Raw genomic sequence first — 26,498 nt, forward strand, 5'->3', positions numbered from 1 at the left:
TTCAAATATTTTATAATGAAAGGATATTGGTGTTTTAAGCAGGTTTAATTGATTTTAATTGGCTAATTTGCTTTAGAAGAAAATTTGTTTTTGGCAATTAGTTTTGCCATTTTCATTGAATGTTCTAAGCTTTCCTTAAAAGCTTTTCTTGTTTCACCATCTAAGAGGAACCCCTCAAAGGCTATATTCTTTTCAAAATTATCTAAGTTATTTAGAGTTTTCTCTAAATCTGCTTTAATATTTAAGGTTTCCTTTTTTGAAAGGGAGCTAGTTTTATAAGAAGTATTCAAATCATTGTTAATTATTTGCTTTTCAATAATTTCATTTTCAGAAAGCTCCTCAATTTCTTCAAATCTTTCATCTTCTAGCTCTTCATTTAGAGGTTTTAAATAATAATCTTCTTCTAAGAGAGTATCATCAAAAAATGATTTTAAATCAAGCTTTAGAGATGTGGCTAATGCCTCAATAGTATCAAAGCTAGGGTTATACCTGTTATGTTCTATATCTGAGAGATAAGAACGAGATATACCTGTCATTTCAGCTAAAGCCTTTTGAGTTAATTTTCTTTTCTTTCGCAATTTTTGTAGCCTATAACCAATAAACATAAGTTAAATTCCTCCTTTTGTTTTAAAGTTTTGATTTTTTAAACTAGTATTGATTTATAAAGATATATTAAGAACTAAAAAGTTTCTATTGTTATTTATTTTTGTAAAATTATCATATAAAAACCATTGTTTAAAACAGAGCCTAAAATAAAATTTTTAACTGAGAAAAAGATTTAGAGAAGATACTTAAATTGTGTCAAGTGTAATATAAGAATAAAGGTTTAAAAAGGTATTTTATGCTATAATTATTAAAATATCTTAAATTAAAAAATACAATATATTTGAAAGGAATAGAGAATGAAAAAAAGAAAAAGACTTTTTCTAAGTATCATTTTTTTCGGTACAATTTTAAATTTAATTCTTATATTTTTAGGGCTTAAAGTATTGGTAAAGAGGTTAGAGATAAAAATTAATGAAGAGCCAAAAGTGGTGGAGGCACAATTTCCTTACAATACAGAATTTGATAATTATAATATAGAAATAAAGAAGCCTAAGGTAGTAAATCACTACATTCTCTTTGATTACACTATTTCCACAAAGGATAATTCTCCTATAGAAGAGGATGATTTTCACATTACAGGTAGTCCAAGCTTTCCAGACACAGCATATTTTGTATCAGCCCACGATATTTTAAGAAAAGTAGAGAATAATAAGATGAGAATTGTTAATGTTGGAATAATTGTAGCTAGAAAAGACTATGATAAATATGTTAATAATTTTGATTTTTTAGTAAGTGCTAGAGAAAAGGGAAGTAGTAAAAATCTCTTTGAGGAAAAAAGGGTAGATACAACTATAAAAGTTGATGGAGTAGTTTATCCAGATAAGGAAAACTACAAAGAGATTAAAAAGACTTTTAAACTAGATGATATTGATTTTGAAGTTTTAAGCATAGGAGATTTTGACTTTGGAAGCTGTATACCCATATTTGTAGGAAATATAAGTGAGGAAAAAGGCAAAGAAATAGAAAATAAATATGCCCTTAGAATTGAAGGGGAAAATATAAATGCAATTTATGACTTAGAAAAATGGGTTGGGTTTTATGAGCAGGTAATAAAAAGATATAGTAATATCGACCCAAGCTACAATGCAAACTCCCAGTATGACCAGTTCTACATGGGAAAAATCTTCTATAATCCAAATGAAGTAAATAAGGAAAATGTAAAAATATATCTAATAAACAAGGAAACCAATGAAGAAGTAAGAATAAATTAAACTTAAATCCATAAAAGAAGTAAAGATAAATTAAGTTGACAAAAGAAGTAAATATAAATTAAATTGACATCCATAAAAGATTTGCAGTAAAAACCTTATTGCAAATCTTTTTAATATAAAGTGAAAAAATATCCATCTAAGAAAAATCTATAAATCAAAAAGTATATCCAAGTTAAAAATCTCCCTAAGTAAAAACTTTTATTAAGTTGATAATGCCTTCAAAGAAAAATCACCCTAAGAAAAAATATAAAGTGTAAAAAACTATGAAAGCCCTAAAATATCTAAGGTAAAAAAGTATCTTCAAGTGAAAAAATGCTTTCAAGTAAAAATTTCTTTAAGCAAATATATTTTAAAGTTAAAAAATACATTTAAGTAAAAATACTTTTACAGAAAATTATAGGCTATGAAGGAATAAAATCTATTGGTATTTATATATATTTGAATAAATGAAGTAAATTTCTTTATAAGAAAAATCTTTTTAGGAAAAAAGAGAAAAATAAATTTTTAGGGAGTAGAGACTATGGCTAGAAAGTGTTTTTTTATTGATTTAGATGATATGCCAAAAACTGATGAAGATATTTGTTTAGAAGTTGAAAGGTATTGTGGTAAGAATAATTTGCCTTTTGATTTTATTAAAAAAACCTCACCTGTAATTGCTAAAATTAAGGATAATAAGTATGAAATCACAAAGAAATATGAAAATGGAAGATTCCTTAATCGTTGGATTTTAAGCTGTAAGGCAGTAAATTAAGGCATAAAGCGTGGGGTATTTTTGAAAAATATTTTACTGTTTTAAGTTGAAAATTATTAACTTAAAGTTTAAAGTGTAGTGGGTTTTAAAATGATTCTACCTTTTTAAGTGGCAAAAGAATAAATTAAAGCATTAACTTTATTTAAAATTCTCAATATATTGAAAAATATGGATAATAATTATATAGTATATATAACAGAATTCATAAATGCTTCATGAAAAGAGTAGTGAACTACTTATAATAACTATATAGCATAGAAAATAGCTACTTTTAAATAGTGTAAAACAGCTAATTTGAAATTGCATTTACAATAAAATAGCTAATTTAAAATAGCACATGTACTAGCTACTTTCAAATGGTGTAAAATAGTTAATTTTAAAATCAATTTATCCAATATAATAAACTTAAAAATTAACTTTATTAAGGGGGATTAGACTTTATGTTTAAAAAAGGCTTTTTAATTGATTTGGATGTTGAACCTAAAACAGATGAGGATATTTGTTTAGAGGTTGCAAAATACTGTGGAAAAGATGGCTTGGCCTTTGAGTTTATTAAAAGAACTTCACCTGTAATTGCAATGATTGATGGAACTAAATATGAAATCCAAAAGAAATATCAGACTGTTAGACTGCTTAATTGTTGGGTTTTAAGCTGTAGAGAAATAGACTAAGATTAATTTATCTTAAGATAAAAAATGCATATTAAACAGAGTTTTTGTATGAAGCATATTAAAATAAAGAGGCATATTAAAAAATTTCCAAATAAAAAGTTATATTAAAAAGTTGCTAAAATTTATCTTCATAGTTTTAGTACATTATAAATTAAAAATATAATAAAAATAGGTAGATCACATTTTAAGGTCTATCTATTTTTTTATAATTTAATTCATAGGAGCATTGATTTTTATAATAACCATGGTATAGACTATTTTTATAATTAAACATAGGATTAAGAGAAGTACTTAGATTTTTAATAATAAGGGAGAGAGAATTATGGGGAAAGAGTATTTAAAAGCAGATGAAAAGGATTATGAGGAGTTAGTTGACTTTATAAATTATGTATTTAGTCATTCAGGTGAAAGCACTGATTTTCCAGTCTTATTGCCTAAACTATATAAGAATAAGGATAAAATTAAGTACCATCATATAATAAAAGTAGATAACAGGATAAAGGGCGTAGTAGGGGCTTTTCCATTAACCTTAAGCTTATTAGATGAAAAAGTAAATGTTGTAGGAATTGGAAGCGTATCAGCTCATCCCTATTCAAAGGGACAAGGCTATATGAAAGAACTTATGAATAAAGCTATTTGTGAGATGAAAAATGAGAATGTGGATATGAGTGTTCTTAATGGGTATAGACAGAGGTATGAACACTTTGGATATGAGCCTTGTGGACAACATATAAACTTTAATATTCTACATGTAAATATAAACTATAAGCGTGATGAATTAATTAATAAGGGAATAAGCATTCATTTATTAGATGAAAATGATCCTAATATAGTAGAAAAGGCATACAAACTTCATTGTAAGAAAAATGTAAAGATAGAAAGAAAAAAAGAAGAATTCTTAGATATATTAAAATCATGGAATTGCAGAATTTACTCTGTGTTTAAAAATGGCGAATTTATTGGATATATTTCCTCAAATAATGGGTTTATTGAAGAAATAGTTATAGAGAATAACAATGATTTAAATTTTGTCATAGCTTCATACATAAAAACATTTAATCATAGGGAAGTAAATGTAAGAGTTCCAATCTATGAAAGAGAGAAAATATCAGAGTTTTTAAAGATATGTGAAAATTACTCAATTACTAAAAATAATAATTTTAGAATATTTAACTATGAAAAGATAGTGAGAATAATGCTAAAACTAAAATCCACTTACTCAAATCTAGAAGATGGGGAGTATAACATAAAAATAATAAACTATGGAGTTTTAAAGATTAAAGTTCATAAAAACAATGTGGAAGTGAAAAAAGTTGAAGAGAAAACCTATAAAGCTAAAGGAAATTTCAACAATAGTGAAGATGTAATTTATGAAGAAAAGGAATATTTCCATAGTAGTGGAGAAGAAATCTATAAAGATAAGGAAGCTTTAAATAGCAGTGAAGAGGAATTTCATATTGAATTAAATGAGCTAGAAGCAATGGAATTTTTATTTTCACCAATAAAATCCTACTTTAATTTCAATAAAGATACTCCAAGTTTTTTAAATAGCTGGCTACCACTTCCATTATACATAGACAATTTAGATTGTGTGTAATAAATTAGGAAGAGATAATAAACATTTAAATAGTGAATAACCATTTCACTAAGCTTATTATGAAAAGAGCTAATAAATAGTTTATTATATCAAAAAATAGCCTCACAGGAGTTCTTATAGGAAATCTACATAATTTATAACTTTTTTACAAGTTTTCAAAATAATTTAACAAGAGTTCTTAGATAGAGCAAAGAAATTTTAATATAATCATAAAATAATATTAATAGAAAATAATAAAAAACCTTATCATTTACTTACAAATGATAAGGTTTTTTATTATTTTAATATATTCATTTAGTAAAGAACTTTATCATTTATGCTAAAATCATAAGGTTCTTTTATCTTAAACAAGCATAAGAAGCTTTATTATACTTTTCATGAATATTTTTATTTTTGATTTTCCTACATTATATAATAAGGGGTTATTATCTCATATAACAATGTGAGAATTTCAATAACTTTAGAGAAAGTAATTTTATACTTCCTAAAGTATATGCCCTGCAAATTTTTTCTGTATAACAAAAAGTGCTACAACATCTAAAATACAAAGAATAAATATACTAAGTTGCATTTGTGCAAAAGTTAAAATTTCAGTAAATCCTAAAATAGAAAAGCCTACAAATATTATGCCTAAAAAGAATAAACATCCTCCCATAAAGCTACAATAATTTTTAATGTCCTTTACTCCCTTTAGGTGATAATCGTGTATTAAGCTTGTTTTTTTCTTAACCATTATTAAATACCCAAAAACAGAGAAAAGTATTCCTACAGCTCCTATAATAATAAACTCAAACATAAAATCACCTTCTTAAAAAATTATACTTATCAAAATGTTCTATATATCTTTATTGTAACGAATGAAACATTATTTTTCAATTATTTTCCAATACTATATAAATTTAGCTCTATATTTTTATAAATTGATTTACATCTAAACTTGGCATTGGCGTTATTAGAAAGACGGTTACCATTTCTATTTTTATAACTTAATTTGTATTTAAACTAAGATTTAGTAATAGAAGATTTACATATTTCATTTACTTTCCATGCTATAATATTAAAAAGTAATTTACTGGTATTTTATTAAGGAGAAGTAAAATGAAATATTATAGATATATTATAACTTCAATTGCAATTTTCGCTGTAGCAATGGGAGTAATGAAAAGTATATCCCAAATAGATGGGGCGTTAGGAAATATATTTGTTACAATGCTATTTTCAGGCATAATTATCTTTACCTTTATTATTATATGTATAAATATTTTAAAGTTTATTAGAGTGAGAAAGAATCTGAAAAATGAAAAAATAATAAGATGGTCTTTTTCTAATGAAGAGTGGAGAAGATATATAAATAATGAAACAAAGGAAAGATTAAAATGCTTAGGTAATGGATTGAAGTATGTTTATATAATGTATATAGTGTACTCTCTAATTATTTTAGAGCCAATAATACTAGATGCTATAGAAGGAAATATAGTTATTGACACTGCCAAGCCAGTTATAATTAAGCTTATAGCAGTAGGTTTTTTAGTAACTATAGTAGTATTGATTTACAACTTTATAAAAACAATGTTTTTCTACTTCACTAATATAAATTCTAATGGTGAGATTATAATGACAGACAAGGCTATACTAATAAATGGGGAGCTTAATGAGCCAGATAATTTTACTAGAATATTTCCTAAATCAACCACAGTAAAAAGACAATATTCTGTTTATTATGATGATTCTACACAGTTTAACATGTTAAAGATAGAGAGTGGAGAAACTGAGAGAACAGATTATAAGGGAGATAACTTAAATATAATTAAGGTTATTAGAATTCCCATAAAAGATATTTTTGTTATGAGTAATATTAAAAAAACTTTTGGCATAAAGTTGAAGAATAATAATCAAAAATTTAGAAAATATTAAAGTCTTTTGCATAAAAAAAGATAGAATTGGCTTAGGCTATAAAAATAGTGGTTCAGAACTTGTCCTTTAGTTCTGAACCAGTATTAATATGCTACAATATCTATCTAATACTCTTATACAAAATTGGTATGGCCAATATTATTAGAATCATACCCGTAAAAGCAGGGGAGGAATGACCTAGAGATACATAGATTTGTCCTCCTAAAATAGGGCCAATTATTCTTGCTAGAGATTGAAGAGCTTGGCTACCTCCTTGAATCCTTCCTTGTTCACTAGAATTAGCAGACTTAGAGAGCATTCCATTAAATGAGGGACCAAAAATTGAATCTCCAAAACCAAATATAAACATGCCAACTATGAAAAAAGGATAGAATGTGAAAATAGCTGATGCTGCAATAAGAGCATATCCTATAATCTCAGAGACCATTCCAAGGATTGCTATCTTTACATCACTAAGTTTCATTAAAAGCTTTGGCATTATTAAGCCCTGTGAAATAATATCTTGAATACCCATAATTGAAAACATAAGTCCTATTAATGTAGGTGTCCAATTGAAAGTATCCATTGTAAATAGTGAAAAAATTGATTGTAAAGATCCATTAGGTATCCAAATTAAGAAGGCTGAAATAAGTAGTCTTTTTAAGTTTTTCATAGAAAGTACACTCATAAGCTGTGTAAATGGATTAAGTCTTACAAGGGTGATTTTCTTAAGCTTATTATTTTCATGAAGACTTTCAGGCATATATAAGATTCCATAAATAAAGTTTAATAAGGTTATTATTGCTCCAAAATACATTGGCACAGCATAGCCAAATTTGGCAAGCGCTCCACCTAGAGTAGGGCCAATGGCAGCACCTATACCTGCACTTGCACTTATCCATCCAAAGTATTTAGTCCTTTCTTCCTTAGGAGTTATATCTGCAAAATATGCAAAAATTGTGCTTATGCTCCCACCTGTTACACCATCTATTATACGTCCAAGAAATAGTACCCATATAGAGCCACCTATACCAAAGATTAAGTATCCAATTGAGGAACCTAAAAGGCATATTAAAAGTATGGGGCGACGTCCATATCTATCACTTAAAGCACCAAGTCCAGGAGCTACAAAAAATACACAAACTGCATAAACTGAGGTTAGTAGAGTAACGAAGAAAGCTTGTTCACTAGTATTGCTTACATAAGGCTCCACTAAAAATGGAACAACAGGGGATATAATACTAAAGCCCATTCCACAAAGAAATACAGACATAAGACCAAAGATGAAAGCCTTCTTATCCAATGTTTCTTCATTTTTTTCTTTATTATATGATTTAAATTTAGTCATTTAAAATCTCCTTTCAAAATTTATTATTGTTTCCTTGTCAACAATAATAAATTAATTTTGTTTCTTTGTCAACAAAATTTCGAAAAACAAAAAAGCAGTTCCTTCTCCATAGAGTTGGACTGCTTGTATTTTTAGTGTTTAAATTTATTATATATTTTTTATTTGCCTTAGGTAAAACTCATTTTAAATTATTCTGACTTAATATTTACCCATGTTATCACAGAATTATACGTTAGATATGAACCATTTTAAATTATTCTGACTTAATATTTACCTCAATCTTCTTTATTTCTTCATCTAAATGATCACTATATTTTTTTGCAAAGTTAATCATATAATCAAATTGTTCCTCAGTTATCTTATCAAAGACAGCTTTATCACGCTCTTGAAACTCTTTATGGAGATCATCATGAATCTTATTAATTGCCTTTCCTTTTTCAGTAAGTTTAAAATAGATTTCCTTTTTGTTGTCTTGCTTTTGGTAACTTTCAATAAGGCCCTTTTCCATAAGTTTCTTACTTAACTTGCTTATTGCACCCCTAGTCATATAAAAGGACTCTGCAAGTTTTGTTACATTACAATCTACATTCTTAGCAATATATTCAATAAAATGTATTTCAGAAGGCTTATACCCCTTAAGACACTTTTCCATCTTAGACTTATTAAGCCAAGCCAGCTTGTTAAACAAGTCTCTAAAACCACTTATAACCTGTTCCTCTTTGTTCATGGTCCTTCCTCCCATCCCTTGGTTCATTAAGAACATTATATTAAACTTTTGTTTCTCTTTCAACAATACCAAAGGATAAGCTCAGGAATTTAATGAAACACTTAAGGGTTTTATGGAACACTTAAGAAATTCTTTTGAAATTTCTTAAATATCTTAATATACATTTAACTTTCATTAAATTTTATACTACAGGATTTAAATTTAGCAGACTTTTAATAAGTTTTAAAAGTGAAAGTATTAGGATATAATAAGATTAGGAATAAAATGAGGTGATTAATATGACAGAAGCTGATTTCTTAGAAAAACTAAAAAAGTTAAAAAGTATAATTTGTGTAGTTGAATTTGGAAGTTTTAGAACAGAAGCATGGATTAAAGATAGAAGCGATATTGATTTATTAGTAATTACAGCACCAAATGTAACTTTTATGGATACCTTAGAAATTGAAGATGATGTTTTAGAAATTGCAAGAGAATTTTATAAATATCCTAATATACATTTAACTTTCCTTTTATTTAAGGATTTTCATAATAAGTTTGCAAAAATAGCAATAGACAGCGAAAAGAAATACATATTAAATGAAGAAAAATGGTACGATTTCAATCATAACGTTTTAAAATATATAAGAATTAATGAAAGACTTAATAGAAACTTAAAATTAGACGAGCAGTTTAGTTATTTTGGAGGAATAATAGATGAGTCCATATTATAGATATAAAAAAACAGGAGATTTCTCCTGTTTTTTTACTTTTCACTTACTAATTGCTTTACAGCTGGAACATCAGCAGGAGCCCATGAAAGAGTTTCAAGGTAATCTACTGGAAGCCATATAAGTTTTGCATGTTCACTAGCCTTTGGAGTTCCATTAACAAGTTTACATCTTAATGTTATTAAGTTAACTATAACTTTCTCATATTCATGAGTATTATCATTAAATGTAGATATGTATTCTATATCACAATCTAATTCTTCTTTAATTTCCCTAACTATTGCTTGTCCTACAGTTTCCCCTTCCTCAATCTTTCCACCTGGGAATTCCCATTGCTTAGGAAGAGTCATATCTTTTGATCTTAAGGCACAAAGAATTTCTTTCTTTTCATTTTCAATTATAGCACCAACTACTTTTACTGTTTTTTTCATAATGTTTTTCTCACCTCGAAGATTATTTTATCATAATTACAATTGAGATCAAACTTTAGATTAACTTATAAATAATTACTGGTTATATTTAGATAAGAAATGTAATATTAGATTATCTATGACACCATTATCACATGAAACAATTCATCACAATAGTTAGGCCTCCATTTCTCATAATTCATAGCATCCTCATTAAAGGTAAAACGCTTGTCCATAATACACCTCTTAAAAATTAAATTTATACCATAATATTTTTTATACAATCTTATTATATCATTAAACTTAAAGTGTCACATATATTTGACATATAAAATTTTTAATGGTATTATTTTACTAAAGTCATATATATATGACACAGAATTGAGGTGAAGGGATGAATAAAATAAAGGAATATAGATCTCTAGCTAATATGTCACAGTTAGAGCTTTCAAAAAAGGTTGGAGTTGCAAGACAAACCATAAATTTAATTGAAAATCAAAAATATAATCCATCCCTAGATTTATGTATTAGGATTGCCAAGGCCTTAGGAACTGATTTAAACACATTATTTTGGGTTAATGAGGAGGAACGAGAGGATGAATAAGTTTGAAAAAACACTTCTAAAACACAATATAGGTTACTTAGATGAGAGAGATGAATATCAGCAAGGAGTAATTTATGAAACCCTTGCAACGGCTAATTTATACTTATCATACTTACTTATAATTTGTATGGTAATTAGTCTTATTTTTGATGGAATTAATCATAGTCTAACCTTTGGAACATTTGCCTTAGCTGCCCTTCAATTTGGGAACTCATGTTATATTTTAAATAAGCTGAAAAAAAGTGGAGCTTATGAAACAGAGGTTTATGATGATTATACTTACAATATAGAAATTAAAAAATTAAAAAAACAATGTATAATATCAGCAATACAGTGGGGAATATTTATGTTTTTTGTAATGACATATCTTTGGCCATGGATTTTAGGGGATCCAATTAATGTAGGATTAAGACAAGTAATTGCTTGGACAATTGGTGGAACTCTATTTGGACTATTATGTTATGCTATTTCAAAATCAAAGATAAAGAAAGTAGTGTAAATTTAGAAGCTTGCTAACTAAAGTAAGTCTAATAAGATTTATTTAACTTGGGAATTATATTATATAAAGGAATAAGGTTTTAAAGAAAGTTACAGGAGTCTAGGAGGAAGAAGTAGAATTATATTATAAGAACTAGAAATATATTATATAGAAGAATAAAGTTAGGATAAATAAACAAGGATTATAATTTTAGATCTCAATATTATATTGTAAAATAGCTTTACTTTAAGAAGAAATAGCATTTTAAATTTAGCCTCCTATTTGCTAGGCTGCTTGCAAAAATATAAGAAATAGCAGTTGACTAATACGTAAATTTTAATCTTATATTTACTAAGTTTCTTGAAAAAATATAAGAAATAGTAGCTAAGAAAATATTATCTATTATATATTGAAATAAACATAACATTAGGAGTATTATATATTGCAAAGGAGGGGTTTTGTATGAGTGAAGAGAACAAGGAACTAATCATTGAAGAAGTTGAGATAAAGGGTAAAAAGCGTAAAATAAATTTAGAAAAATACGCAAAATTCTTTTCTGATAAGGACTTCTTTGAGAAATTAAGAAAATTTGCTAAAAAGGCTGGTATTAAGGTAGTTTATACATGCCTATTGCTATATTACACTTTAAAAAAGGATACAACCCCTAAGTGGGCTAAAAGCATAATCATAGGTGCCTTAGGATACTTTATCTTTCCTATAGATTTCCTTCCAGATATTGCACCAATTGTTGGATACACAGATGACTTAGGACTTCTAATACCTGCCCTTGGAGCAGTAGCCTTTTACATAGATGATGAAGTAAAAGAACAAGCCAAAAAGAAACTAAAAGACTGGTTTGGAGAATATGAGGAAGATTCCCTAGAAGACATCAATGAAAAAATAAGTAGAGGCTAGAATATCAATTAGATTTATTAAGTAAAAGCAAGAAGAGCTAATTTATTGGTTATTCTTGTTTTTTTATTACAATAATATAAATTCATTAAATATATATTGAGTTTAAAAAAATTTTAGGTCATATGAAAGGTTTTATAACTATTTTCATATGACATTTTTTTGCTTTTAAGGAAAGGATTTAAATAAGGCATCTAAAAAGGCATCTAAAAAGACATTTAAAGAGTAAATTTTAATAGCCAAGATCAAAATTCTTAGGATTACTTAACCTTAAGAATAAATTAACAGTATAAGTTTTAACAGATAATGGACTTTATGATTCTCATAATATAATTAAAAAACAAATTAATATTATAAGGTTTAAGGGGATATTTATTTAGTTACAAAGAGTAATAAACTTAACTTATTAACAAAACTGTTATATAATGTTAATAAGTTGTTAAATATAGGAGGATATTATGAGAAAATTAGTAAGTCTGTTACTTTCAATAGGAATATTAAGTGGTGCATTTATTGGTTGTGGCAGAAATAATCAAAAAGAAGTAAGTGACAATGAAAATAGCTCTAATATTTCTAATGAGGAAAAGAATAATAAAGAAGTTAAAAATGATAATAATGATAAAAAGGAATCAAAGGATTCAGAAAATGATACAAAGGATAATAAGGATAAAAATGAACAAAGAGATAAAGAAGATTTAAATAAGGAAAATATGAAAGAAGAAAGAGATCCTAAATTAGATGAGAGCGTTATTGTAAATAATGGAATTATAATTATACCTAAAAATCTTAAAATGGCTAAAATCATGCTTAATTATAATGATGGAGACCCATTAGAAGTTAATGAAATAAAGGATTATAGAGAAGTTGAGAATAATGAAATGCTTTATGGAGTTATTATAGGAGACAATCCTTTAAAACTTGGAAGTATTAATGGACAGTGGGAATATAACACTTTAGTTACAAAATTCGATACAATAAAATATCCTAATTTTTTTGAAGTTCAAGATAAAGAAATGCCTGAATTGGAATTTGGAATAACACTTAAAAGTAAAGACAAGCAAATGGAGTTTTCACTAGGTTCATATATGAATAATATGGAGAATGATGCTAAAGAAGAATTTGAAAACTTAATTGAGACTTTTAAAAAAGAAGGTAAAGTTATAAATAAGAATCAAGAGGGAAATACATTTTCATTTACTGTAGAGAAAGATGGTTTTATGGAATATCATTATGGGTATATTAGTGTTAAGGGGGATGATGTAAATACATTTATTTATAAATATCCAGTTAAATATAAAGATGTGTTTAATAAGATAATTGAAGAGTCAAAGAAGAGTTTTGTACCAACTAAACAGTTCCCAAAGCTTAGTAATAATACTAATAAATAATAAAATTAATTACATTAAAGAGGTAACTATTATGAATAACAATAAAAAATTTAAGTTTATAGTGTATTTAGACAACAAGGAGTTAGTAAAGCAATTTTTCTATACAAACATTGCTCCATTTACATATTACACTTTACCTGTCTGTGGGATACCTGCTGGCAAGGTTATTTTTGAAATAGAAAATAGAAAGATTTACTTAAAAGCAAAGATAAATGATTTTGAGAAGGGTGAACACATTGAAACCTTAAGTGAAATAGGCTTTGAGGATTTAGATGATTTTAGCATTAATAAAACAAAAAATAAGGATGTTTACCACATTACAATGGCCAAGAAAAAACACAAAGTAGGACTAAACTGTAGCAATGGTTTAAATGATGATCTGGCTAAGGAAATAGTTCAGTATGTGAGGGAGAGTGCTTAAATGCATAGTTCAAAGAAGTTAAATTCATATATTGTGGTAAATCTAATAATCACAGGAATTATTTTAGTAATCAGCATCTTAATGCATAGAATTAGTATAATATTTTTCTTGAATTTAATTTTAATAGGAGCTTTAAATATTGCCCTTTTAAATAGAGCAAAATATTCCTTAGACCTTTTAAGAAAACTAAGGAAACTAGAAGATGTGGATTTTCCAAAATTTAAGGATATCTCAATGGTTCTCTTAGGGATTTTATTTTCAATAGTTACATATACAAGCCTATTTTTAGATTCCATTGGAATCATAGATATATCTAAAACCATTAGAGAGGGTGGACAAGCTAACAATACACTCATATCTATAATACTTTTAATAATTTGTCTTTGGGCATTTATAACCAATTTATCAGGAGCAATTGTAACAGAATCCACTAACAAAGGAAGAAAATTCTTTGACCTTAGTGAAAACAATGTAGCCCTTGGAAATGAAGCACTAAATAGAGCAACAGGCTCCTTTAAGGATGGAATTATACTTGGCTACTATATTTTTTACTTTAAAAATATACAAGTAGCTTACAAAGATAAATCAGGAAACATCATTGTAGAAGGCTACGATAAAATCCCCTTTAAAATAACCATTGCAGCAAAGAGAAGCAAGAAGTATTTTTCTAAAATTTTAGATGTGGATTAAGGTAAATAATATAAGGATACACTTATAAATAGTAAACTTATTAAAGCTAAAGTAGATTTAAGGGTAATAATTAAATATAAAGTTATAAGAGTTCTAAAAATATCAATGCACAAAGATAATAAAAATGATACCAACATAGGTATCATTTTTTTATTTTATAAATTAACTTCACACTAGGAGAATTTTTTATTAGTTTCCTCTAAAAATAAATATTTATTCTTAAGGAAAGTTATATAAAGTGGGAATAAAAGTTGTTTCCAACCATTCATATAATTACCACAATCAAAAAATATGGTTTCATTATCTGAATTAGAAAAATTCAATTTAGGGCTTCTACACCAATCTATTTTTAGATAAATTGTGTGATTCCCTTTCTCTAAATTTATTTGTTTTGTTTCCCCACATTTTATCTTTCCATAATAGGTATCATCTATAATTATTTTATAAGATCTCATCACATCAAGTAAGTTATCTCTATGTATTATTATCATAAATATCCCACCTTTTATTACCGTAATTTATATGTATATTTTACTGAAATTTAAACAAATAGTAAATAAAAGGAGGATAGCTTTGTTAATTATGTATAATAAAAATTAAAAATTAAAATGGACATGATATCTGTCCATTTTTACTTAATTATTAATAGATACTTATTAAATTAAATTTAGAACTTTAAATTTAATAATCTATGCATTTAGCAGTTTACATCTAATAGCTCCCTTGAAATTTCCTCAAATCTTTCATCAGATATACCAAGTTTTTTCTTAAATATATCATCATCAATTCTAGCAACAATAACCTCATTAGGTGAGATTGCTTTTATAACTTCCTTAAGTTTATTAACTGATTCAGAGTCATCATTATATCCCTTAACTATGGTTATTTCAAATATGAATTTTCCATTATATTGTTTATTAAAGGAGGCCATATTTGATATGTATTCATGAAGGGTATAGCCTTCAATTGGTCTTTGAACCTTCTTAAAATCTTCCTCTGTTATTACCTTTATTTCTCCAATAACTTCATCACATTTATTAGCAATCTTTATATAATCATCCTTTCCTAGAATATACCCATTAGAAAGTAGTCTTACAGGAACTCCCTTTGATTTTATAAAATCTATAATATTCTCAATTTTATCATTTATTAAGGCTTCTCCCTTTGAATTAATAAAGATTAGATCAGGTTTTGTATCATTAATCATATTTTCTAGTTCAATTAATGCCTCATCCACATTATGAAAGGATTTTTGAGTATCTATTTTATTCTTTGATCTTCCTATAGGACAAAATATACAATCAAAATTACAGTACTTTTCTGGAAGCACATTAATCTCTAAAACTCTCTTTCCATCCTCAATATAAACCTCTTTATAGGTAAAATTATTCATAAACTTATCCTCCGTAAATACTTAAATTATAGCTTCCTTATTATTAATATGAAGTATTGAAATCTCAGATTTTCCACCTAAGTTTTCCTCTACTAATTGAGATAACTCTTTTAAGGCATTTTCAAAATCTTTTTCTCTATTTTCATCAACTAACTCAATGCATAAGAAAGCATTTTTTGTATCTTCTGTTAACATAGTTCTTACTGATTCACGCCAATTCCAGCATCTGCAAATAGCTCCTTCATCATCTTTATAAACTAATTCTCCCTCATAGGGTGGCTCACTTTTATCTGATCCTAAGGTAATAAAACTTTCATCTCCTGTTGCCTTAGTTAATCTTATATCTCCAATAAACTTATCCATATTCTCTCCACCACAAGGCATGGCATACTTTAATGATATAGAGTTATAAATATCAACTAGTGGGTTAATTGTTCCTAATCCTTTACCAGTAGAAACTCTCTTTAATAAAGCTTCAATTGATGACCTTGCTCCTTTTTTAGTCTTAAACTTCTTAAATGCATCTCTCCATACCTTAATAACTTCATTGCTGCTAAATTCTTCATTAGGCAAGTGAGTTAAAGCTTCCTTTTCTCCTTGAGAAATCATGTCCTTGTATTGGTTCTCATCTTTTATAGTATTATCTATGCCATTGCAAGTGATAATACCTATCTTTGCATTAGGGAATAGCTCCCAAAAATCATCCTCAATAATAAACTTTTTCATAACAATATACCTCCTTTAAAATAAAAAAGCCAGAGAAATATTATAAAAATATCTCCCAGGCTTTTATCCTTCCGTGTTCACAGTTTTTCTGTGCGTTTTCTCTTGGACCAGACTAACTAAAAAGCTACGGAACCCTAGAAAACTTTATATTATTAAACTTTAATTAACAAATTCAAAATTATAAGTTAATTTTAGCATAGTATAAGGGCTAAATCAAATTAACTGAATTATTATACATATTTCAATTACAATTAAAAACCCTATATGAAAAATTTCAAATATAAAAGGTTATATTAATTTTTACAAGAATAAAATATTAAGAATTACTAAGAATAGATATAGTGTTAAAAGTTATTATAGAGGAGTTGGAATAATGAAAAAGAGAATAGAACGCTTAATAATTTTTTGTATGCTTATAACTATAACTATTCCCAATATAGCATATGCAAAAACTAATATGAGATATGAACAAGAAAAAACAAATATTGTAGAACCTTATGGCCCTAAAATAGAAGATTTAAAAAGTAAGGATGTTATTATAAATAACTTACAGGAAATAAAGAGAATAAGAGGAAATTTAACTGCTGTTAATATAAGTGAAAGTTCTACACCTAATGAGTTAAAAGATGTATATAATCGTTTAGACTTTTATATTCAAGAGTTCATTGAGATTAAAAAAAATTTAGATAATAATATAAAGACATATACAAATTCATTTTCAGATAAATTTTTTTCTGAGCAAGTTTTATTTATAGCTGAAAGTTATATTGTTAGTTTAAGACAACAACAAAACTTAATAATTGCATTACAAGAAAAAAAAGTAGATGCAAAAAAACTGGTTTATTCAAGTTATTTAATACCTATATATCATTATATTACTTTAGGAGACCAAATGACGGCATATGTTGATACTTATTTTGTAGTAATATAAGTGCATTAAAGAATTTATTTATAGCTAATAATAAATATTTAAAACTAGATAACTTTTAACATAAACTTAATTTTATTATTCATTTTTAGAAGCAATATATTACTAAAATAGTATTAACTAATATATATAATTAAATAAAAAATAATATATAAAATTAAAAATTTCTCAATTACATTAAGCTGATAATTGAGAATTTTTTTTATATACTATTTATATAGTATATAATTCAACTAATAGTTAATTTATTTAATTTTAAATTAACTATTATTCAAGGGAATTTAAAAAATTTCCATATATTAATCCAAAATAATTAATAACAGATGAAATTAATAAAAAAGGTTAAATTTAAATCTTTTTTATATTTTAGATTAATTTTCATTAATTATGAAGAAATAGCTATTTTACAAGCATTAAAACTTAACATGATATGTATTTAAATATTAATACTGAATTCACTAAAAATTAAGTATCTAATTTATATTATTTTTCAGTATAATATAATTACTTAATGTCTTTCTATATAAAGTTTTATAATTAAGTAGGGGTATAATATGAAAAAACTAGCTTTTATTATAAAAAATATTTTGAAATTCTGGTATTGGCAAGATATAGAAAAGTCTAATATTTTTATAAGGCTTATGAATCTTGGAATGGCTTTATTTTTAAGTTTTTGTCTTTTAGTATGGATGTATGGAGAAAATTGGAATATTATATTAAGATTATTTATAAGTATTTATGGAGTTCTATGCTTCATGTCTTTTTGGCCAGTTTCATATTTATTTGATGAAAAGGACAAGGTAAAAGGAAGTACATTTTACATATTTCAAAATATTTCAGTATTTTTCTCTATTATTATATTAGTTGTTTATATACTGAAGAATTATGATAGAGTTAAAAGCTAGTAATATAATCAAAAGTAAACCAATATAATTTAAAAAATATAATCTTAAAATCAAAAGTTTATAATATAAAAATAAACTGATAAAATATAAAAATAGTATTTTATCAGTTTTATTTTTTATCTTAATATTCATAAGTTACTATGTGTTCAATCTCATTCTTAAGATTAGTTAACTTTTCTCTAAAGAATGTAGGATAAGCGCGATAATTACTTAGTTCTTCTATTGGAATCCAATACATTATTTCCTTAACTTCACTAGTATAGCTATTACTATTTAAATTACGTGTTCCTCTAGGTTTCATTAAAAAATAAAAACATATTTCATGACAGTTTTTACCTTCCAAACTTCCATCACCTTTAAAGAAGTTTTCATGTATAAATACCAATCTATCAACTTCATATTCAACTCCTGTTTCTTCAAAGACTTCACGCTTTACAGCTTCTTCAGCTGATTCTCCCATATGTACTCCACCACCAATAGAATAGTAGTAATCTTCCCTTTCATTACTAGCGAAAAGAACAGCTCCATCTTCAATAATAATTGCACCAGCACGATAACGAAACCAGTTACTTTCCTTTACAAAACCACAATCATATTCCATAATATTAAACCTCTCAAAATTATACTTTAAGATTAATTTTATTCCTTATAAAAAAATATTTCTAGTATTTTTTACATTTTATTCAATTTATAATCCATGAAGGATATATAATAAAAATATAAATACTTGTACCAAAGTTTATAAGATAACTGTGAAGTTACAAGAGTAATTAATTTAATAGAGATTATTTTCATAGTATTTTAACTATGATTGCTATAGAAACTGTAGAAAAAGATTAAGCAGAAGTTAATTAAATCTTTGAAGCAGTTTATTTAGGTGTTATAGGAGGAATAGAAAATGAGATTATTACTAAGTGATAAAGAGTTAAATATTAATTTTTTAGAGAGTGATGAAAATAAATATATTGATTTATCTAAGCTTAGAATTTCAAATTGTATAGGATGTTTTGGTTGTTGGACTAAAACTCCTGGAAAGTGTGTTATCCGTGATGATGCAGTAAAGGTTTATCCTATTATTGCAAAGAGTGATAAGGTTATTTATGTAAGCAAAGTTAAATATGGTTCTTATGATACAGTGATGAAAACTATGCTTGAGAGAGCTATTCCAATTCAACAAGCCTTTATTCGTCTTTTAAATGGGGAGGCTCATCATGTTCAGCGTGATGTTGCTATGAAGGATGCTATTATTATTGCATATGGAAATATAGAAGATGAGGAAAAAGAAATATTTAAAAGGTTAGTAGAGCGTAACTCTCACAATATGAATTTCAAAAGTTTTAATGTTATTTTTGTAGATGAAGAGAATTTAGAAGAGGTAGTAGCTAAGGAGGTTAGAAAATGGGAAAAGTAATTATTATAAATGGGAGTCCAAGGGCACCAAGATCTAACTCTAAAAAGTATGGAGAAATCTTTAGAAGTTATTACAAAGGAAAAGCTGATACTTTTAATATTACAAAGAATAATCATAAAGAGATTTGTAGTAAGATTGAGGACTATACAGATATACTTCTTGTTTTTCCACTTTATGCAGATGGACTTCCTGTTACAATGCTTAACTTTTTAAAGGTGCTTGAAGAAAATCCACCAAAAAATAAACCTAAAGTAAATGTAATAGTAAATTGTGGATTCATAGAGCCAGAGCAAAACAATGTTTGTATTGATATGGTTAAATTATTTTGCAAGCAAAATACATATGAATTTAATTCAGTACTATCAATTGGTGGTGGTGAAGCTATTTTAGGAACACCTTTTAAAATCTTTGTAAAATGGAAAATAAAAAAGTTAGCAAAGTCTATTTATAATAACACTCCTGAAAACTTAAGGGTTACCATGCCTATATCAAAAAACATGTATCTTAAGGCCTCTACAAATTATTGGATTAACTATGGAAAAAGAAATGGTATTACAAAATCACAGATGGAAACAATGAAGATTGAATAGTTAATTATTTTATTTGTGTGATATTAAAAATATTTATTAAATACAATCCTTATAAATGTGAATATTATTATATTTTAAGACATTATATTTATAGAATAGTATGTTTTATAAACTTAAAATAAATATATAGATAAATATATTTATTTATTAATAAAAGGGGGAGTACAAGCATGGTCAATAGGATTGTATTAAATGAAACTTCTTATCATGGAGCAGGCGCTATTAAAGAAATTGTTACAGAAGTAAAAGGAAGAGGTTTTAAGAAAGCCTTCTTATGCTCTGATCCAGATTTAGTTAAGTTTGGAGTTACAGGAAAGGTTACTTCTATATTAGATGAGGCTAATCTTAGTTATGAATTATATACAAATATTAAAGCAAATCCAACTATAGAGAATGTAAAAAGTGGTGTAGAGGCTTATAAAAAATCAGGTGCAGATTATATCATTGCAGTTGGTGGTGGATCATCAATGGATACTGCAAAAGCCATAGGAATTATAATAAATAATAAAGAATTTGAAGATGTAGTAAGCTTAGAAGGGGTTGCACCAACTAAGAACAAATCTGTTCCTATTATTGCTGTTCCAACAACAGCTGGTACGGCAGCAGAGGTAACTATAAATTATGTTATCACTGATGTTGAAAAGAATAGAAAATTTGTATGTGTAGATACTCATGACATTCCAGTAGTAGCAATTATAGATCCTGAAATGATGCAAAGTATGCCAAAGGGACTTACTGCCGCAACTGGTATGGATGCATTAACTCATGCCATAGAAGGTTATATAACAGGGGCTGCATGGGAAATGACAGATATGTTCCACTTAAAAGCTATTGAATTAATTTCAAAACATTTAAGAGGAGCAGTAGAAAATACACCAGAAGGAAGAGAAGGAATGGCATTAGGACAATACATTGCAGGAATGGGATTCTCAAATGTAGGACTTGGTATAGTTCACTCTATGGCACATTCTTTAGGGGCTGTTTATGACACACCTCATGGGGTTGCAAATGCAATTATTCTTCCAACTGTTATGGAATATAATGCAGAGGAAACTGGAGATAAATATAAATATATTGCAGCTGCCATGGGCGTTGAAAACACAGAAAATATGACAGTTGAAGAATATAGAAAAGCAGCAGTAGATGCAGTTAAAAAGCTTTCAGAAGATGTGGGAATACCAGCTAATCTTAAAGACATAGTTAAAAAAGAAGATATAAGATTTCTAGCTGAGTCTGCTTATAATGATGCTTGTAGACCAGGTAATCCAAAGGAAACATCTGTTGAAGATATAATAACTTTATATGAATCTTTAATGTAAAAATAAAAATACCCTCTTAGTGAATCAATTTCACTTAAGAGGGTATTTTTTATTTACTAAGCTTTTAAGGATTTTAAATATTGTTTTGGTGTTACTCCTTTATGCTTTTTAAAGGTTTTAATAAAGTAACTTACATCGTTAAATCCACAATTTAAAGCAATCTCAGTAATGGAAAGCTCTGTTGCAAGAAGTTTTTCACAAGAAATTTCAATACGGTAGTAATTTAAATATTCTATGGGAGTTTTATTAATCATTTCATGAAAAAATCTACAAAAATATTTTGGAGACATACCAGAAGCTTTGGATAAATCCTCAAGAGTTAAAGGGTTTTGATATTCATTTTCTATTAAGGTTATAACATTTTTTAATTGAAGAAACCTTTCTTTAGTCTTTTTAGTATATTTATTATTTTTTACATATAATTGATTCTCTAATATAGTTCCTATTAAATAATATAAAGCCCCTTGAGCTATAAACTCATAGCCTGTACTTTTAACTCTCATTGCTTCGAACAATGATGTACAACAATTATTTAAAGCTTGTACATTAGAAGGAAGTTTATGGGCTATAACTTTATTATGATTTACAATATCATATATTTGCTTTGTACAAGCATTATTGTCCTTTAAAAGTAATTTCATATCAAAAACTATACATTCATAAATACAATCATTAGGTAACCCACCATGAAATATTCCACTATGAACAAAAATAATATCATTCTTTTTGGCTAGTATCTTTTCTTTATCTATAAATAGTATAAATTCTCCTTCTAAAATTCTAATTATTTCACATTCAGTATGCCAATGATAAGGCATGTTGTATCTAGAATGATTAGGAGTAACGTGATAAAACTCTATTGGAAAATCGAAAGTTCCATGTTGTTTATTCTCTTTATAATCAAAATATTTCATAAACTCCCTCCTATATAAAAAAGTGAATATTATTATATTTTTTGACTATTATAACACAAGAAAACGTTTATATAAATATATATAATCAAAATATAGTAACAATCAAACAAAAAAGTTATAAATTTGAATTTGGTTTGGGAGGTAATCATTATGGCAAAAAGTAGATTAGTAGGAAAGTATCCTGTAATAGGAATAAGACCAACTATTGATGGAAGAAGAGGAATAATAGATGTAAGAGGTTCTCTTGAAGAACAAACAATGAATATGGCAAAGTCAGCAGCAAAGCTTTTAGAGGAAAATTTAAAATATTCAAATGGAGAAAAAGTAAAGGTTATAATAGCTGACACTACAATTGGAAGAGTTCCAGAAGCTGCAGCTTGTGCAGATAAATTTAGAAGAGAAGGTGTAGATATAACACTTACAGTTACTCCATGTTGGTGCTATGGTGCAGAAACAATGGATATGGATCCAATGACTATAAAAGGGGTATGGGGATTTAATGGAACTGAAAGACCAGGAGCTGTTTATTTAGCATCAGTTTTAGCAACTCATGCTCAAAAGGGACTTCCTGCCTTTGGAATATATGGACATGATGTTCAAAATGCAGATGATACTGAAATACCAGAAGACGTAAAAGAAAAGATATTAAGATTTGGAAGAAGTGCAATTGCAGCAGCATCTATGAGGGGAAAATCTTATCTTCAAATTGGTTCAATATGTATGGGAATAGGTGGATCTATTATAGATCCAAACTTTATAGAAGAATATTTAGGTATGAGAGTAGAATCTGTTGATGAAGTAGAAATTATAAGAAGAATGACAGAAGAAATATATGATAAAGATGAATTTGAAAGAGCTTTAAAATGGACTAAGGAAAAATGTAAGGAAGGTTTTGATAAAAATCCTGAGAATGTTCAAAAAACAAGAGAAGAAAAGGATAAGGATTGGGAATTTGTAGTTAAAATGATGTGCATTATAAAGGATTTAATGAATGGAAATGAAAATTTACCAGATGGATTTGAAGAAGAAAAATTAGGACATAATGCAATAGCGGCAGGTTTCCAAGGACAAAGACAATGGACTGATTTTTATCCAAATTGTGATTTCCCAGAAGCACTACTTAATACTTCATTTGACTGGAATGGAGCTAGGGAGCCTTATATATTAGCTACTGAAAATGATGTTTTAAATGGATTAGGTATGCTTTTTGGAAAGCTACTTACAAATAAAGCACAAATATTTGCAGATGTTAGAACTTATTGGAGTCCTGATGCCGTTAAGAAAGCTACAGGATATGAATTAGAAGGGGTTGCAAAGGAATCAGATGGATTTATACATTTAATAAATTCAGGCGCAGCTTGTCTTGATGCATGTGGACAAGCTAAAGATGAAAATGGAAATGGAACAATGAAGGCTTGGTATGATGTTACAGAAGAAGACCAAGAAGCAATCCTTGCTGCAACTACATGGAATGCTGCCGATAATGGATACTTTAGAGGTGGTGGATATTCATCAAGATTCTTAACAGAAGCTGAAATGCCAGTAACAATGATACGTTTAAATCTTGTGAAAGGCCTTGGTCCAGTTGTTCAATTAGTTGAAGGATATTCAGTAAAACTTCCAGATGAAGTATCAGATAAATTATGGAAAAGAACAGATTATACTTGGCCTTGTACTTGGTTTGCACCAAGACTTACAGGAAAAGGAGCATTTAAATCTGCTTATGATGTAATGAATAATTGGGGTGCTAACCATGGAGCTATAAGTCATGGACATATAGGGGCAGATATAATTACTTTATGTTCTATCTTAAGAATACCTGTAAGTATGCATAATGTTCCAGAGGAAAAAATATTTAGACCAGCAGCTTGGAATGCCTTTGGAATGGATAAAGAGGGACAAGATTATAGAGCTTGTAAGGCTTATGGACCAATGTATAAATAAAAAACTTAGTAGGTGATACTATGAAAGATATAAATTTAAAAAGTAAAGTATTAGCTTTTGATTTTGGTGGATCAAGTGGTAGAGCCATTCTTGGGAGTTTTGATGGAGAAAAAATTAATATAAAAGAAATTCATAGGTTTTCTAATGATCCTGTATTTATAAATGGAACCATGTATTGGGATGTTTTAAGATTGTTTTTTGAAATAAAGCAAAGTCTTATAAAAGCAAAACAATTTGGTGAAATAGATAGTATTGGAATAGATACCTGGGGAGTTGATTTTGCCCTTTTAGATAAGGATGGACAGTTAATTGAAAATCCAGTTCATTATAGGGATGAAAGAACTCTTGGAATGGTAGAAAAGAGTTTTGAAAAAATATCAAAGAATGAATTTTATAGTATAACCGGTAATCAATTTATGGAAATAAATACTGTATTTCAACTATTAGCATTAAAAGAAAAGAGATCACATCTGCTTGAAAGAGCAGATGTGATGCTCCTAATGCCAGATTTATTTAATTATTTACTAACAGGAAAAATGGTTACCGAAAATTCTATAGCATCAACAACACAGCTATTTGACGCCAAAGAGAGAACTTGGTCAGATAGAGTAATAAATGCTTTAGGTCTTCCAAGAAAGATATTTACTAAAATAGTTCCAAGTGGAACAATAATAGGAGATATATCAGAAAAAATATGTGATGAACTTAAAATAGAAAAGTGTAAAGTGATTGCAGTTGCAGGACATGATACTCAAAGTGCATTAGTATCTGTTCCAACTACAGAAAAAGATTTTGTATTTTTAAGTTGTGGAACATGGTCTTTACTTGGGACAGAGATTGATGAACCAATTATTAACGAAAAATCAAGTAAGTATAATATTACAAATGAAGGTGGATATGAAAATAAAGCATCATTCCTTAAAAATATTATTGGGTTATGGTTAATTCAAGAAAGTAAAAGGCAATGGGAAAGAGAAGGAAAAGAGTATGATTTTTCAACTTTAGAAGAATTGGCAAGAGAGGCGAAGCCTTTTAAATGCTTTATAGATCCAGATGATCCTATATTTGTACAAGCTGGAGATATTCCTAGTAGAATAAGAGAGTATTGTTTAAAAACTAATCAAGAAGTGCCAGAAAATTGTGGAGAAATTGTTAGATGTATAAATGAAAGCTTAGCTATGAAGTATAGATATTCTTTAGAAGAAATAAAGGATTGTACTAATAAAAATTATGATGTTATCTACATGGTTGGTGGAGGAACTCAAAGTAAATTATTATGCCAGATGACTGCAAACGCATGTAATATTAAAGTTTCAGCAGGACCTATTGAAGCTACAGTTTATGGGAATATAGCAATACAGCTTATGGCAACAAATAAAATAGAGAATTTATATAAAGCACGTGAAATCATAAGGAACTCTAATGATATGAGTTATTATGAGCCTCAAAATTATGAATTATGGGATAAGGAATATGAAAGATTTAAAAATGTAATTAAATCTAAGGAGGTAATTAAATGTTAAAAGGAGTACCACAAATATTATCACCAGAATTACTTAAAGTATTATGTGAGATGGGACATAGTGACAAAATAGTAATTGCAGACGGTAATTTTCCTACAGAAAGTATGGGAAAGGAATGTATAGTGGTTAGGTGTGATGGCCATGGAATACCAGAGTTATTAGATGCAATACTAGAAGTATTTCCACTTGATACTTACGTTGAAAATCCAGTGAATTTAATGGAAGTTATGAAAGGTGATAATGTTAAGACACCTATTTGGGATGAGTATAAAAATATTATAGGAAAGCATGATGATCGTGGAAGTAATGTTATTTCAACTATAGAAAGATTTAAGTTTTATGAAGAAGCAAAAAAGGCTTATGCAATAATTGCAACAGGAGAAAAAGCATTATATGCAAACGTTATATTACAAAAAGGTGTAGTAATTTAG

At 27.4% G+C, this 26,498-nt stretch carries 30 protein-coding genes and 1 riboswitch; of the genes, 20 read left to right on the forward strand and 10 right to left on the reverse strand.

All coding sequences use genetic code 11. The features are described 5' to 3' along the window. Positions 1–62: 62 nt before the first annotated feature. A complete protein-coding gene (locus tag CPF_RS05030; protein ID WP_011590524.1) occupies positions 63–605 on the reverse strand; it encodes a helix-turn-helix domain-containing protein in 543 nt (180 codons plus the stop codon). Positions 606–989: 384 nt separating this feature from the next. On the opposite strand from CPF_RS05030, the gene CPF_RS05035 reads away from it, so the two are divergent. The 4 genes from CPF_RS05035 to CPF_RS05050 all read left to right on the forward strand — a co-directional run bounded on the left by CPF_RS05035 (position 990) and on the right by CPF_RS05050 (position 4,836). Next, entirely contained in the window at positions 990–1,817 is an 828-nt protein-coding gene (locus CPF_RS05035; RefSeq protein ID WP_041702748.1) for a hypothetical protein, read from the forward strand. 520 nt (positions 1,818–2,337) lie between these two features. Continuing rightward, the gene (locus CPF_RS05040; protein ID WP_003475677.1) at positions 2,338–2,568 is read left to right on the forward strand and encodes a DUF4318 domain-containing protein; all 231 of its coding nucleotides are present in this window, start codon (positions 2,338–2,340) and stop codon (positions 2,566–2,568) included. 440 nt (positions 2,569–3,008) lie between these two features. Beyond that, a complete protein-coding gene (locus CPF_RS05045) occupies positions 3,009–3,239 on the forward strand; it encodes a DUF4318 domain-containing protein (protein WP_011590526.1) in 231 nt (76 codons plus the stop codon). 322 nt (positions 3,240–3,561) lie between these two features. Next, positions 3,562–4,836 carry a GNAT family N-acetyltransferase gene (locus CPF_RS05050; RefSeq protein WP_011590527.1) on the forward strand — a complete coding sequence of 425 codons (1,275 nt, stop codon included), beginning with the start codon at positions 3,562–3,564 and terminating at the stop codon, positions 4,834–4,836. A 484-nt stretch (positions 4,837–5,320) separates the two neighbouring features. Here the strand turns inward: CPF_RS05050 and CPF_RS05055 are convergent, their stop codons facing one another. Further along, a complete protein-coding gene (locus CPF_RS05055) occupies positions 5,321–5,632 on the reverse strand; it encodes a DUF3784 domain-containing protein (protein ID WP_011590528.1) in 312 nt (103 codons plus the stop codon). Positions 5,633–5,934: 302 nt separating this feature from the next. On the opposite strand from CPF_RS05055, the gene CPF_RS05060 reads away from it, so the two are divergent. After that, on the forward strand, positions 5,935–6,750 hold the full coding sequence (locus tag CPF_RS05060) for a hypothetical protein (protein WP_011590529.1): 816 nt from the start codon (positions 5,935–5,937) through the stop codon (positions 6,748–6,750). A gap of 100 nt (positions 6,751–6,850) precedes the next feature. On the opposite strand, the gene CPF_RS05065 is transcribed toward CPF_RS05060, so the two are convergent. Together CPF_RS05065 and CPF_RS05070 are read right to left on the reverse strand one after the other, a co-directional pair. After that, complete coding sequence (locus CPF_RS05065; RefSeq protein ID WP_011590530.1) at positions 6,851–8,077, reverse strand: MFS transporter; 1,227 nt, start codon at positions 8,075–8,077, stop codon at positions 6,851–6,853. Between the two features lie 253 nt (positions 8,078–8,330). After that, positions 8,331–8,804 carry a MarR family transcriptional regulator gene (locus CPF_RS05070; RefSeq protein WP_011590531.1) on the reverse strand — a complete coding sequence of 158 codons (474 nt, stop codon included), beginning with the start codon at positions 8,802–8,804 and terminating at the stop codon, positions 8,331–8,333. Positions 8,805–9,082: 278 nt separating this feature from the next. On the opposite strand from CPF_RS05070, the gene CPF_RS05075 reads away from it, so the two are divergent. Then, positions 9,083–9,514 carry a nucleotidyltransferase domain-containing protein gene (locus tag CPF_RS05075; protein ID WP_003475672.1) on the forward strand — a complete coding sequence of 144 codons (432 nt, stop codon included), beginning with the start codon at positions 9,083–9,085 and terminating at the stop codon, positions 9,512–9,514. Between the two features lie 32 nt (positions 9,515–9,546). On the opposite strand, the gene CPF_RS05080 is transcribed toward CPF_RS05075, so the two are convergent. After that, positions 9,547–9,942 carry a (deoxy)nucleoside triphosphate pyrophosphohydrolase gene (locus CPF_RS05080; protein ID WP_003453973.1) on the reverse strand — a complete coding sequence of 132 codons (396 nt, stop codon included), beginning with the start codon at positions 9,940–9,942 and terminating at the stop codon, positions 9,547–9,549. A 373-nt stretch (positions 9,943–10,315) separates the two neighbouring features. Here CPF_RS05080 and CPF_RS05085 point away from each other — a divergent pair, with 373 nt between their 5' ends. From CPF_RS05085 to CPF_RS05110, 6 genes are all read left to right on the forward strand, one after another. Then, a complete protein-coding gene (locus CPF_RS05085) occupies positions 10,316–10,525 on the forward strand; it encodes a helix-turn-helix transcriptional regulator (RefSeq protein ID WP_003453830.1) in 210 nt (69 codons plus the stop codon). Further along, the gene (locus tag CPF_RS05090) at positions 10,518–11,024 is read left to right on the forward strand and encodes a hypothetical protein (protein ID WP_003459130.1); all 507 of its coding nucleotides are present in this window, start codon (positions 10,518–10,520) and stop codon (positions 11,022–11,024) included. Before CPF_RS05085 ends, CPF_RS05090 begins: the two co-directional genes overlap by 8 nt. A 441-nt stretch (positions 11,025–11,465) precedes the next feature. Continuing rightward, a complete protein-coding gene (locus CPF_RS05095) occupies positions 11,466–11,918 on the forward strand; it encodes a YkvA family protein (RefSeq protein WP_003480756.1) in 453 nt (150 codons plus the stop codon). A 455-nt stretch (positions 11,919–12,373) separates the two neighbouring features. Beyond that, positions 12,374–13,303: a hypothetical protein gene (locus CPF_RS05100; RefSeq protein ID WP_011590532.1), complete on the forward strand. Its 930-nt coding sequence runs from the start codon at positions 12,374–12,376 to the stop codon at positions 13,301–13,303. Positions 13,304–13,334: 31 nt separating this feature from the next. Beyond that, complete coding sequence (locus CPF_RS05105; protein ID WP_011590533.1) at positions 13,335–13,724, forward strand: hypothetical protein; 390 nt, start codon at positions 13,335–13,337, stop codon at positions 13,722–13,724. Further along, positions 13,725–14,414 (forward strand): hypothetical protein, encoded by a 690-nt coding sequence (locus CPF_RS05110; RefSeq protein ID WP_011590534.1) that lies wholly within the window; start codon positions 13,725–13,727, stop codon positions 14,412–14,414. It abuts the gene before it with no gap. A gap of 173 nt (positions 14,415–14,587) precedes the next feature. On the opposite strand, the gene CPF_RS05115 is transcribed toward CPF_RS05110, so the two are convergent. The 3 genes from CPF_RS05115 to CPF_RS05125 all read right to left on the reverse strand — a co-directional run bounded on the left by CPF_RS05115 (position 14,588) and on the right by CPF_RS05125 (position 16,533). Beyond that, positions 14,588–14,905: a hypothetical protein gene (locus tag CPF_RS05115; protein WP_011590535.1), complete on the reverse strand. Its 318-nt coding sequence runs from the start codon at positions 14,903–14,905 to the stop codon at positions 14,588–14,590. Positions 14,906–15,111: 206 nt separating this feature from the next. Beyond that, positions 15,112–15,807, reverse strand: coding sequence for a radical SAM protein (locus CPF_RS05120; protein WP_011590536.1), 696 nt, complete (start codon positions 15,805–15,807; stop codon positions 15,112–15,114). A 21-nt stretch (positions 15,808–15,828) separates the two neighbouring features. Continuing rightward, the gene (locus tag CPF_RS05125) at positions 15,829–16,533 is read right to left on the reverse strand and encodes a B3/B4 domain-containing protein (RefSeq protein WP_011590537.1); all 705 of its coding nucleotides are present in this window, start codon (positions 16,531–16,533) and stop codon (positions 15,829–15,831) included. 50 nt (positions 16,534–16,583) lie between these two features. Then, positions 16,584–16,682: riboswitch (guanidine-I (ykkC/yxkD leader) on the reverse strand. Between the two features lie 224 nt (positions 16,683–16,906). Between CPF_RS05125 and CPF_RS05130 the strand changes: the two genes are divergently transcribed. Together CPF_RS05130 and CPF_RS05135 are read left to right on the forward strand one after the other, a co-directional pair. Further along, positions 16,907–17,464 carry a hypothetical protein gene (locus CPF_RS05130; protein WP_004456258.1) on the forward strand — a complete coding sequence of 186 codons (558 nt, stop codon included), beginning with the start codon at positions 16,907–16,909 and terminating at the stop codon, positions 17,462–17,464. Between the two features lie 551 nt (positions 17,465–18,015). Further along, positions 18,016–18,366 carry a hypothetical protein gene (locus tag CPF_RS05135; RefSeq protein WP_011590538.1) on the forward strand — a complete coding sequence of 117 codons (351 nt, stop codon included), beginning with the start codon at positions 18,016–18,018 and terminating at the stop codon, positions 18,364–18,366. 121 nt (positions 18,367–18,487) lie between these two features. Here CPF_RS05135 and CPF_RS05140 read toward each other — a convergent pair whose 3' ends face one another. Next, positions 18,488–18,967 carry an NUDIX hydrolase gene (locus CPF_RS05140; RefSeq protein ID WP_011590539.1) on the reverse strand — a complete coding sequence of 160 codons (480 nt, stop codon included), beginning with the start codon at positions 18,965–18,967 and terminating at the stop codon, positions 18,488–18,490. A 297-nt stretch (positions 18,968–19,264) separates the two neighbouring features. On the opposite strand from CPF_RS05140, the gene CPF_RS05145 reads away from it, so the two are divergent. From CPF_RS05145 to fucO, 3 genes are all read left to right on the forward strand, one after another. Further along, positions 19,265–19,777 carry an NAD(P)H-dependent oxidoreductase gene (locus CPF_RS05145; protein ID WP_003453965.1) on the forward strand — a complete coding sequence of 171 codons (513 nt, stop codon included), beginning with the start codon at positions 19,265–19,267 and terminating at the stop codon, positions 19,775–19,777. After that, a complete protein-coding gene (locus tag CPF_RS05150) occupies positions 19,765–20,367 on the forward strand; it encodes a hypothetical protein (RefSeq protein WP_011590540.1) in 603 nt (200 codons plus the stop codon). Before CPF_RS05145 ends, CPF_RS05150 begins: the two co-directional genes overlap by 13 nt. Positions 20,368–20,537: 170 nt before the next feature. Continuing rightward, complete coding sequence (gene fucO, locus CPF_RS05155; RefSeq protein WP_004457104.1) at positions 20,538–21,686, forward strand: lactaldehyde reductase; 1,149 nt, start codon at positions 20,538–20,540, stop codon at positions 21,684–21,686. Between the two features lie 56 nt (positions 21,687–21,742). Here fucO and CPF_RS05160 read toward each other — a convergent pair whose 3' ends face one another. Continuing rightward, on the reverse strand, positions 21,743–22,600 hold the full coding sequence (locus tag CPF_RS05160; RefSeq protein ID WP_003459136.1) for an AraC family transcriptional regulator: 858 nt from the start codon (positions 22,598–22,600) through the stop codon (positions 21,743–21,745). A gap of 150 nt (positions 22,601–22,750) precedes the next feature. On the opposite strand from CPF_RS05160, the gene CPF_RS05165 reads away from it, so the two are divergent. The 3 genes from CPF_RS05165 to CPF_RS05175 are packed head-to-tail and all read left to right on the forward strand — an operon-like array spanning position 22,751 to position 26,498. Beyond that, positions 22,751–24,544, forward strand: coding sequence for an L-fucose isomerase (locus CPF_RS05165; RefSeq protein WP_003477484.1), 1,794 nt, complete (start codon positions 22,751–22,753; stop codon positions 24,542–24,544). 20 nt (positions 24,545–24,564) lie between these two features. After that, positions 24,565–26,067 carry a rhamnulokinase gene (locus CPF_RS05170; RefSeq protein ID WP_011590541.1) on the forward strand — a complete coding sequence of 501 codons (1,503 nt, stop codon included), beginning with the start codon at positions 24,565–24,567 and terminating at the stop codon, positions 26,065–26,067. Next, the gene (locus CPF_RS05175; RefSeq protein ID WP_004456284.1) at positions 26,061–26,498 is read left to right on the forward strand and encodes an RbsD/FucU family protein; all 438 of its coding nucleotides are present in this window, start codon (positions 26,061–26,063) and stop codon (positions 26,496–26,498) included. Before CPF_RS05170 ends, CPF_RS05175 begins: the two co-directional genes overlap by 7 nt.

The sequence above is a fragment of the Clostridium perfringens ATCC 13124 genome, assembly GCF_000013285.1.
GTDB lineage: Bacteria > Bacillota > Clostridia > Clostridiales > Clostridiaceae > Sarcina > Sarcina perfringens.

Bases quoted from the DNA above. Each gene is read 5' to 3' on its own strand.
- CPF_RS05070 (WP_011590531.1), bottom strand. From the start codon at position 8,804: ATGAACAAAGAGGAACAGGTTATAAGTGGTTTTAGAGACTTGTTTAAC.
- CPF_RS05080 (WP_003453973.1), bottom strand. From the start codon at position 9,942: ATGAAAAAAACAGTAAAAGTAGTTGGTGCTATAATTGAAAATGAAAAG.
- CPF_RS05110 (WP_011590534.1), top strand. From the start codon at position 13,725: ATGCATAGTTCAAAGAAGTTAAATTCATATATTGTGGTAAATCTAATA.
- CPF_RS05060 (WP_011590529.1), top strand. From the start codon at position 5,935: ATGAAATATTATAGATATATTATAACTTCAATTGCAATTTTCGCTGTA.
- CPF_RS05100 (WP_011590532.1), top strand. From the start codon at position 12,374: ATGAGAAAATTAGTAAGTCTGTTACTTTCAATAGGAATATTAAGTGGT.
- CPF_RS05150 (WP_011590540.1), top strand. From the start codon at position 19,765: ATGGGAAAAGTAATTATTATAAATGGGAGTCCAAGGGCACCAAGATCT.
- CPF_RS05065 (WP_011590530.1), bottom strand. From the start codon at position 8,077: ATGACTAAATTTAAATCATATAATAAAGAAAAAAATGAAGAAACATTG.
- CPF_RS05045 (WP_011590526.1), top strand. From the start codon at position 3,009: ATGTTTAAAAAAGGCTTTTTAATTGATTTGGATGTTGAACCTAAAACA.
- CPF_RS05140 (WP_011590539.1), bottom strand. From the start codon at position 18,967: ATGGAATATGATTGTGGTTTTGTAAAGGAAAGTAACTGGTTTCGTTAT.
- CPF_RS05055 (WP_011590528.1), bottom strand. From the start codon at position 5,632: ATGTTTGAGTTTATTATTATAGGAGCTGTAGGAATACTTTTCTCTGTT.
- CPF_RS05160 (WP_003459136.1), bottom strand. From the start codon at position 22,600: ATGAAATATTTTGATTATAAAGAGAATAAACAACATGGAACTTTCGAT.
- CPF_RS05135 (WP_011590538.1), top strand. From the start codon at position 18,016: ATGAAAAAACTAGCTTTTATTATAAAAAATATTTTGAAATTCTGGTAT.
- CPF_RS05085 (WP_003453830.1), top strand. From the start codon at position 10,316: ATGAATAAAATAAAGGAATATAGATCTCTAGCTAATATGTCACAGTTA.
- CPF_RS05090 (WP_003459130.1), top strand. From the start codon at position 10,518: ATGAATAAGTTTGAAAAAACACTTCTAAAACACAATATAGGTTACTTA.
- CPF_RS05115 (WP_011590535.1), bottom strand. From the start codon at position 14,905: ATGATAATAATACATAGAGATAACTTACTTGATGTGATGAGATCTTAT.
- CPF_RS05165 (WP_003477484.1), top strand. From the start codon at position 22,751: ATGGCAAAAAGTAGATTAGTAGGAAAGTATCCTGTAATAGGAATAAGA.
- CPF_RS05030 (WP_011590524.1), bottom strand. From the start codon at position 605: ATGTTTATTGGTTATAGGCTACAAAAATTGCGAAAGAAAAGAAAATTA.
- CPF_RS05105 (WP_011590533.1), top strand. From the start codon at position 13,335: ATGAATAACAATAAAAAATTTAAGTTTATAGTGTATTTAGACAACAAG.
- CPF_RS05125 (WP_011590537.1), bottom strand. From the start codon at position 16,533: ATGAAAAAGTTTATTATTGAGGATGATTTTTGGGAGCTATTCCCTAAT.
- CPF_RS05095 (WP_003480756.1), top strand. From the start codon at position 11,466: ATGAGTGAAGAGAACAAGGAACTAATCATTGAAGAAGTTGAGATAAAG.
- CPF_RS05175 (WP_004456284.1), top strand. From the start codon at position 26,061: ATGTTAAAAGGAGTACCACAAATATTATCACCAGAATTACTTAAAGTA.
- CPF_RS05130 (WP_004456258.1), top strand. From the start codon at position 16,907: ATGAAAAAGAGAATAGAACGCTTAATAATTTTTTGTATGCTTATAACT.
- CPF_RS05050 (WP_011590527.1), top strand. From the start codon at position 3,562: ATGGGGAAAGAGTATTTAAAAGCAGATGAAAAGGATTATGAGGAGTTA.
- CPF_RS05145 (WP_003453965.1), top strand. From the start codon at position 19,265: ATGAGATTATTACTAAGTGATAAAGAGTTAAATATTAATTTTTTAGAG.
- fucO (WP_004457104.1), top strand. From the start codon at position 20,538: ATGGTCAATAGGATTGTATTAAATGAAACTTCTTATCATGGAGCAGGC.
- CPF_RS05120 (WP_011590536.1), bottom strand. From the start codon at position 15,807: ATGAATAATTTTACCTATAAAGAGGTTTATATTGAGGATGGAAAGAGA.
- CPF_RS05075 (WP_003475672.1), top strand. From the start codon at position 9,083: ATGACAGAAGCTGATTTCTTAGAAAAACTAAAAAAGTTAAAAAGTATA.
- CPF_RS05170 (WP_011590541.1), top strand. From the start codon at position 24,565: ATGAAAGATATAAATTTAAAAAGTAAAGTATTAGCTTTTGATTTTGGT.
- CPF_RS05040 (WP_003475677.1), top strand. From the start codon at position 2,338: ATGGCTAGAAAGTGTTTTTTTATTGATTTAGATGATATGCCAAAAACT.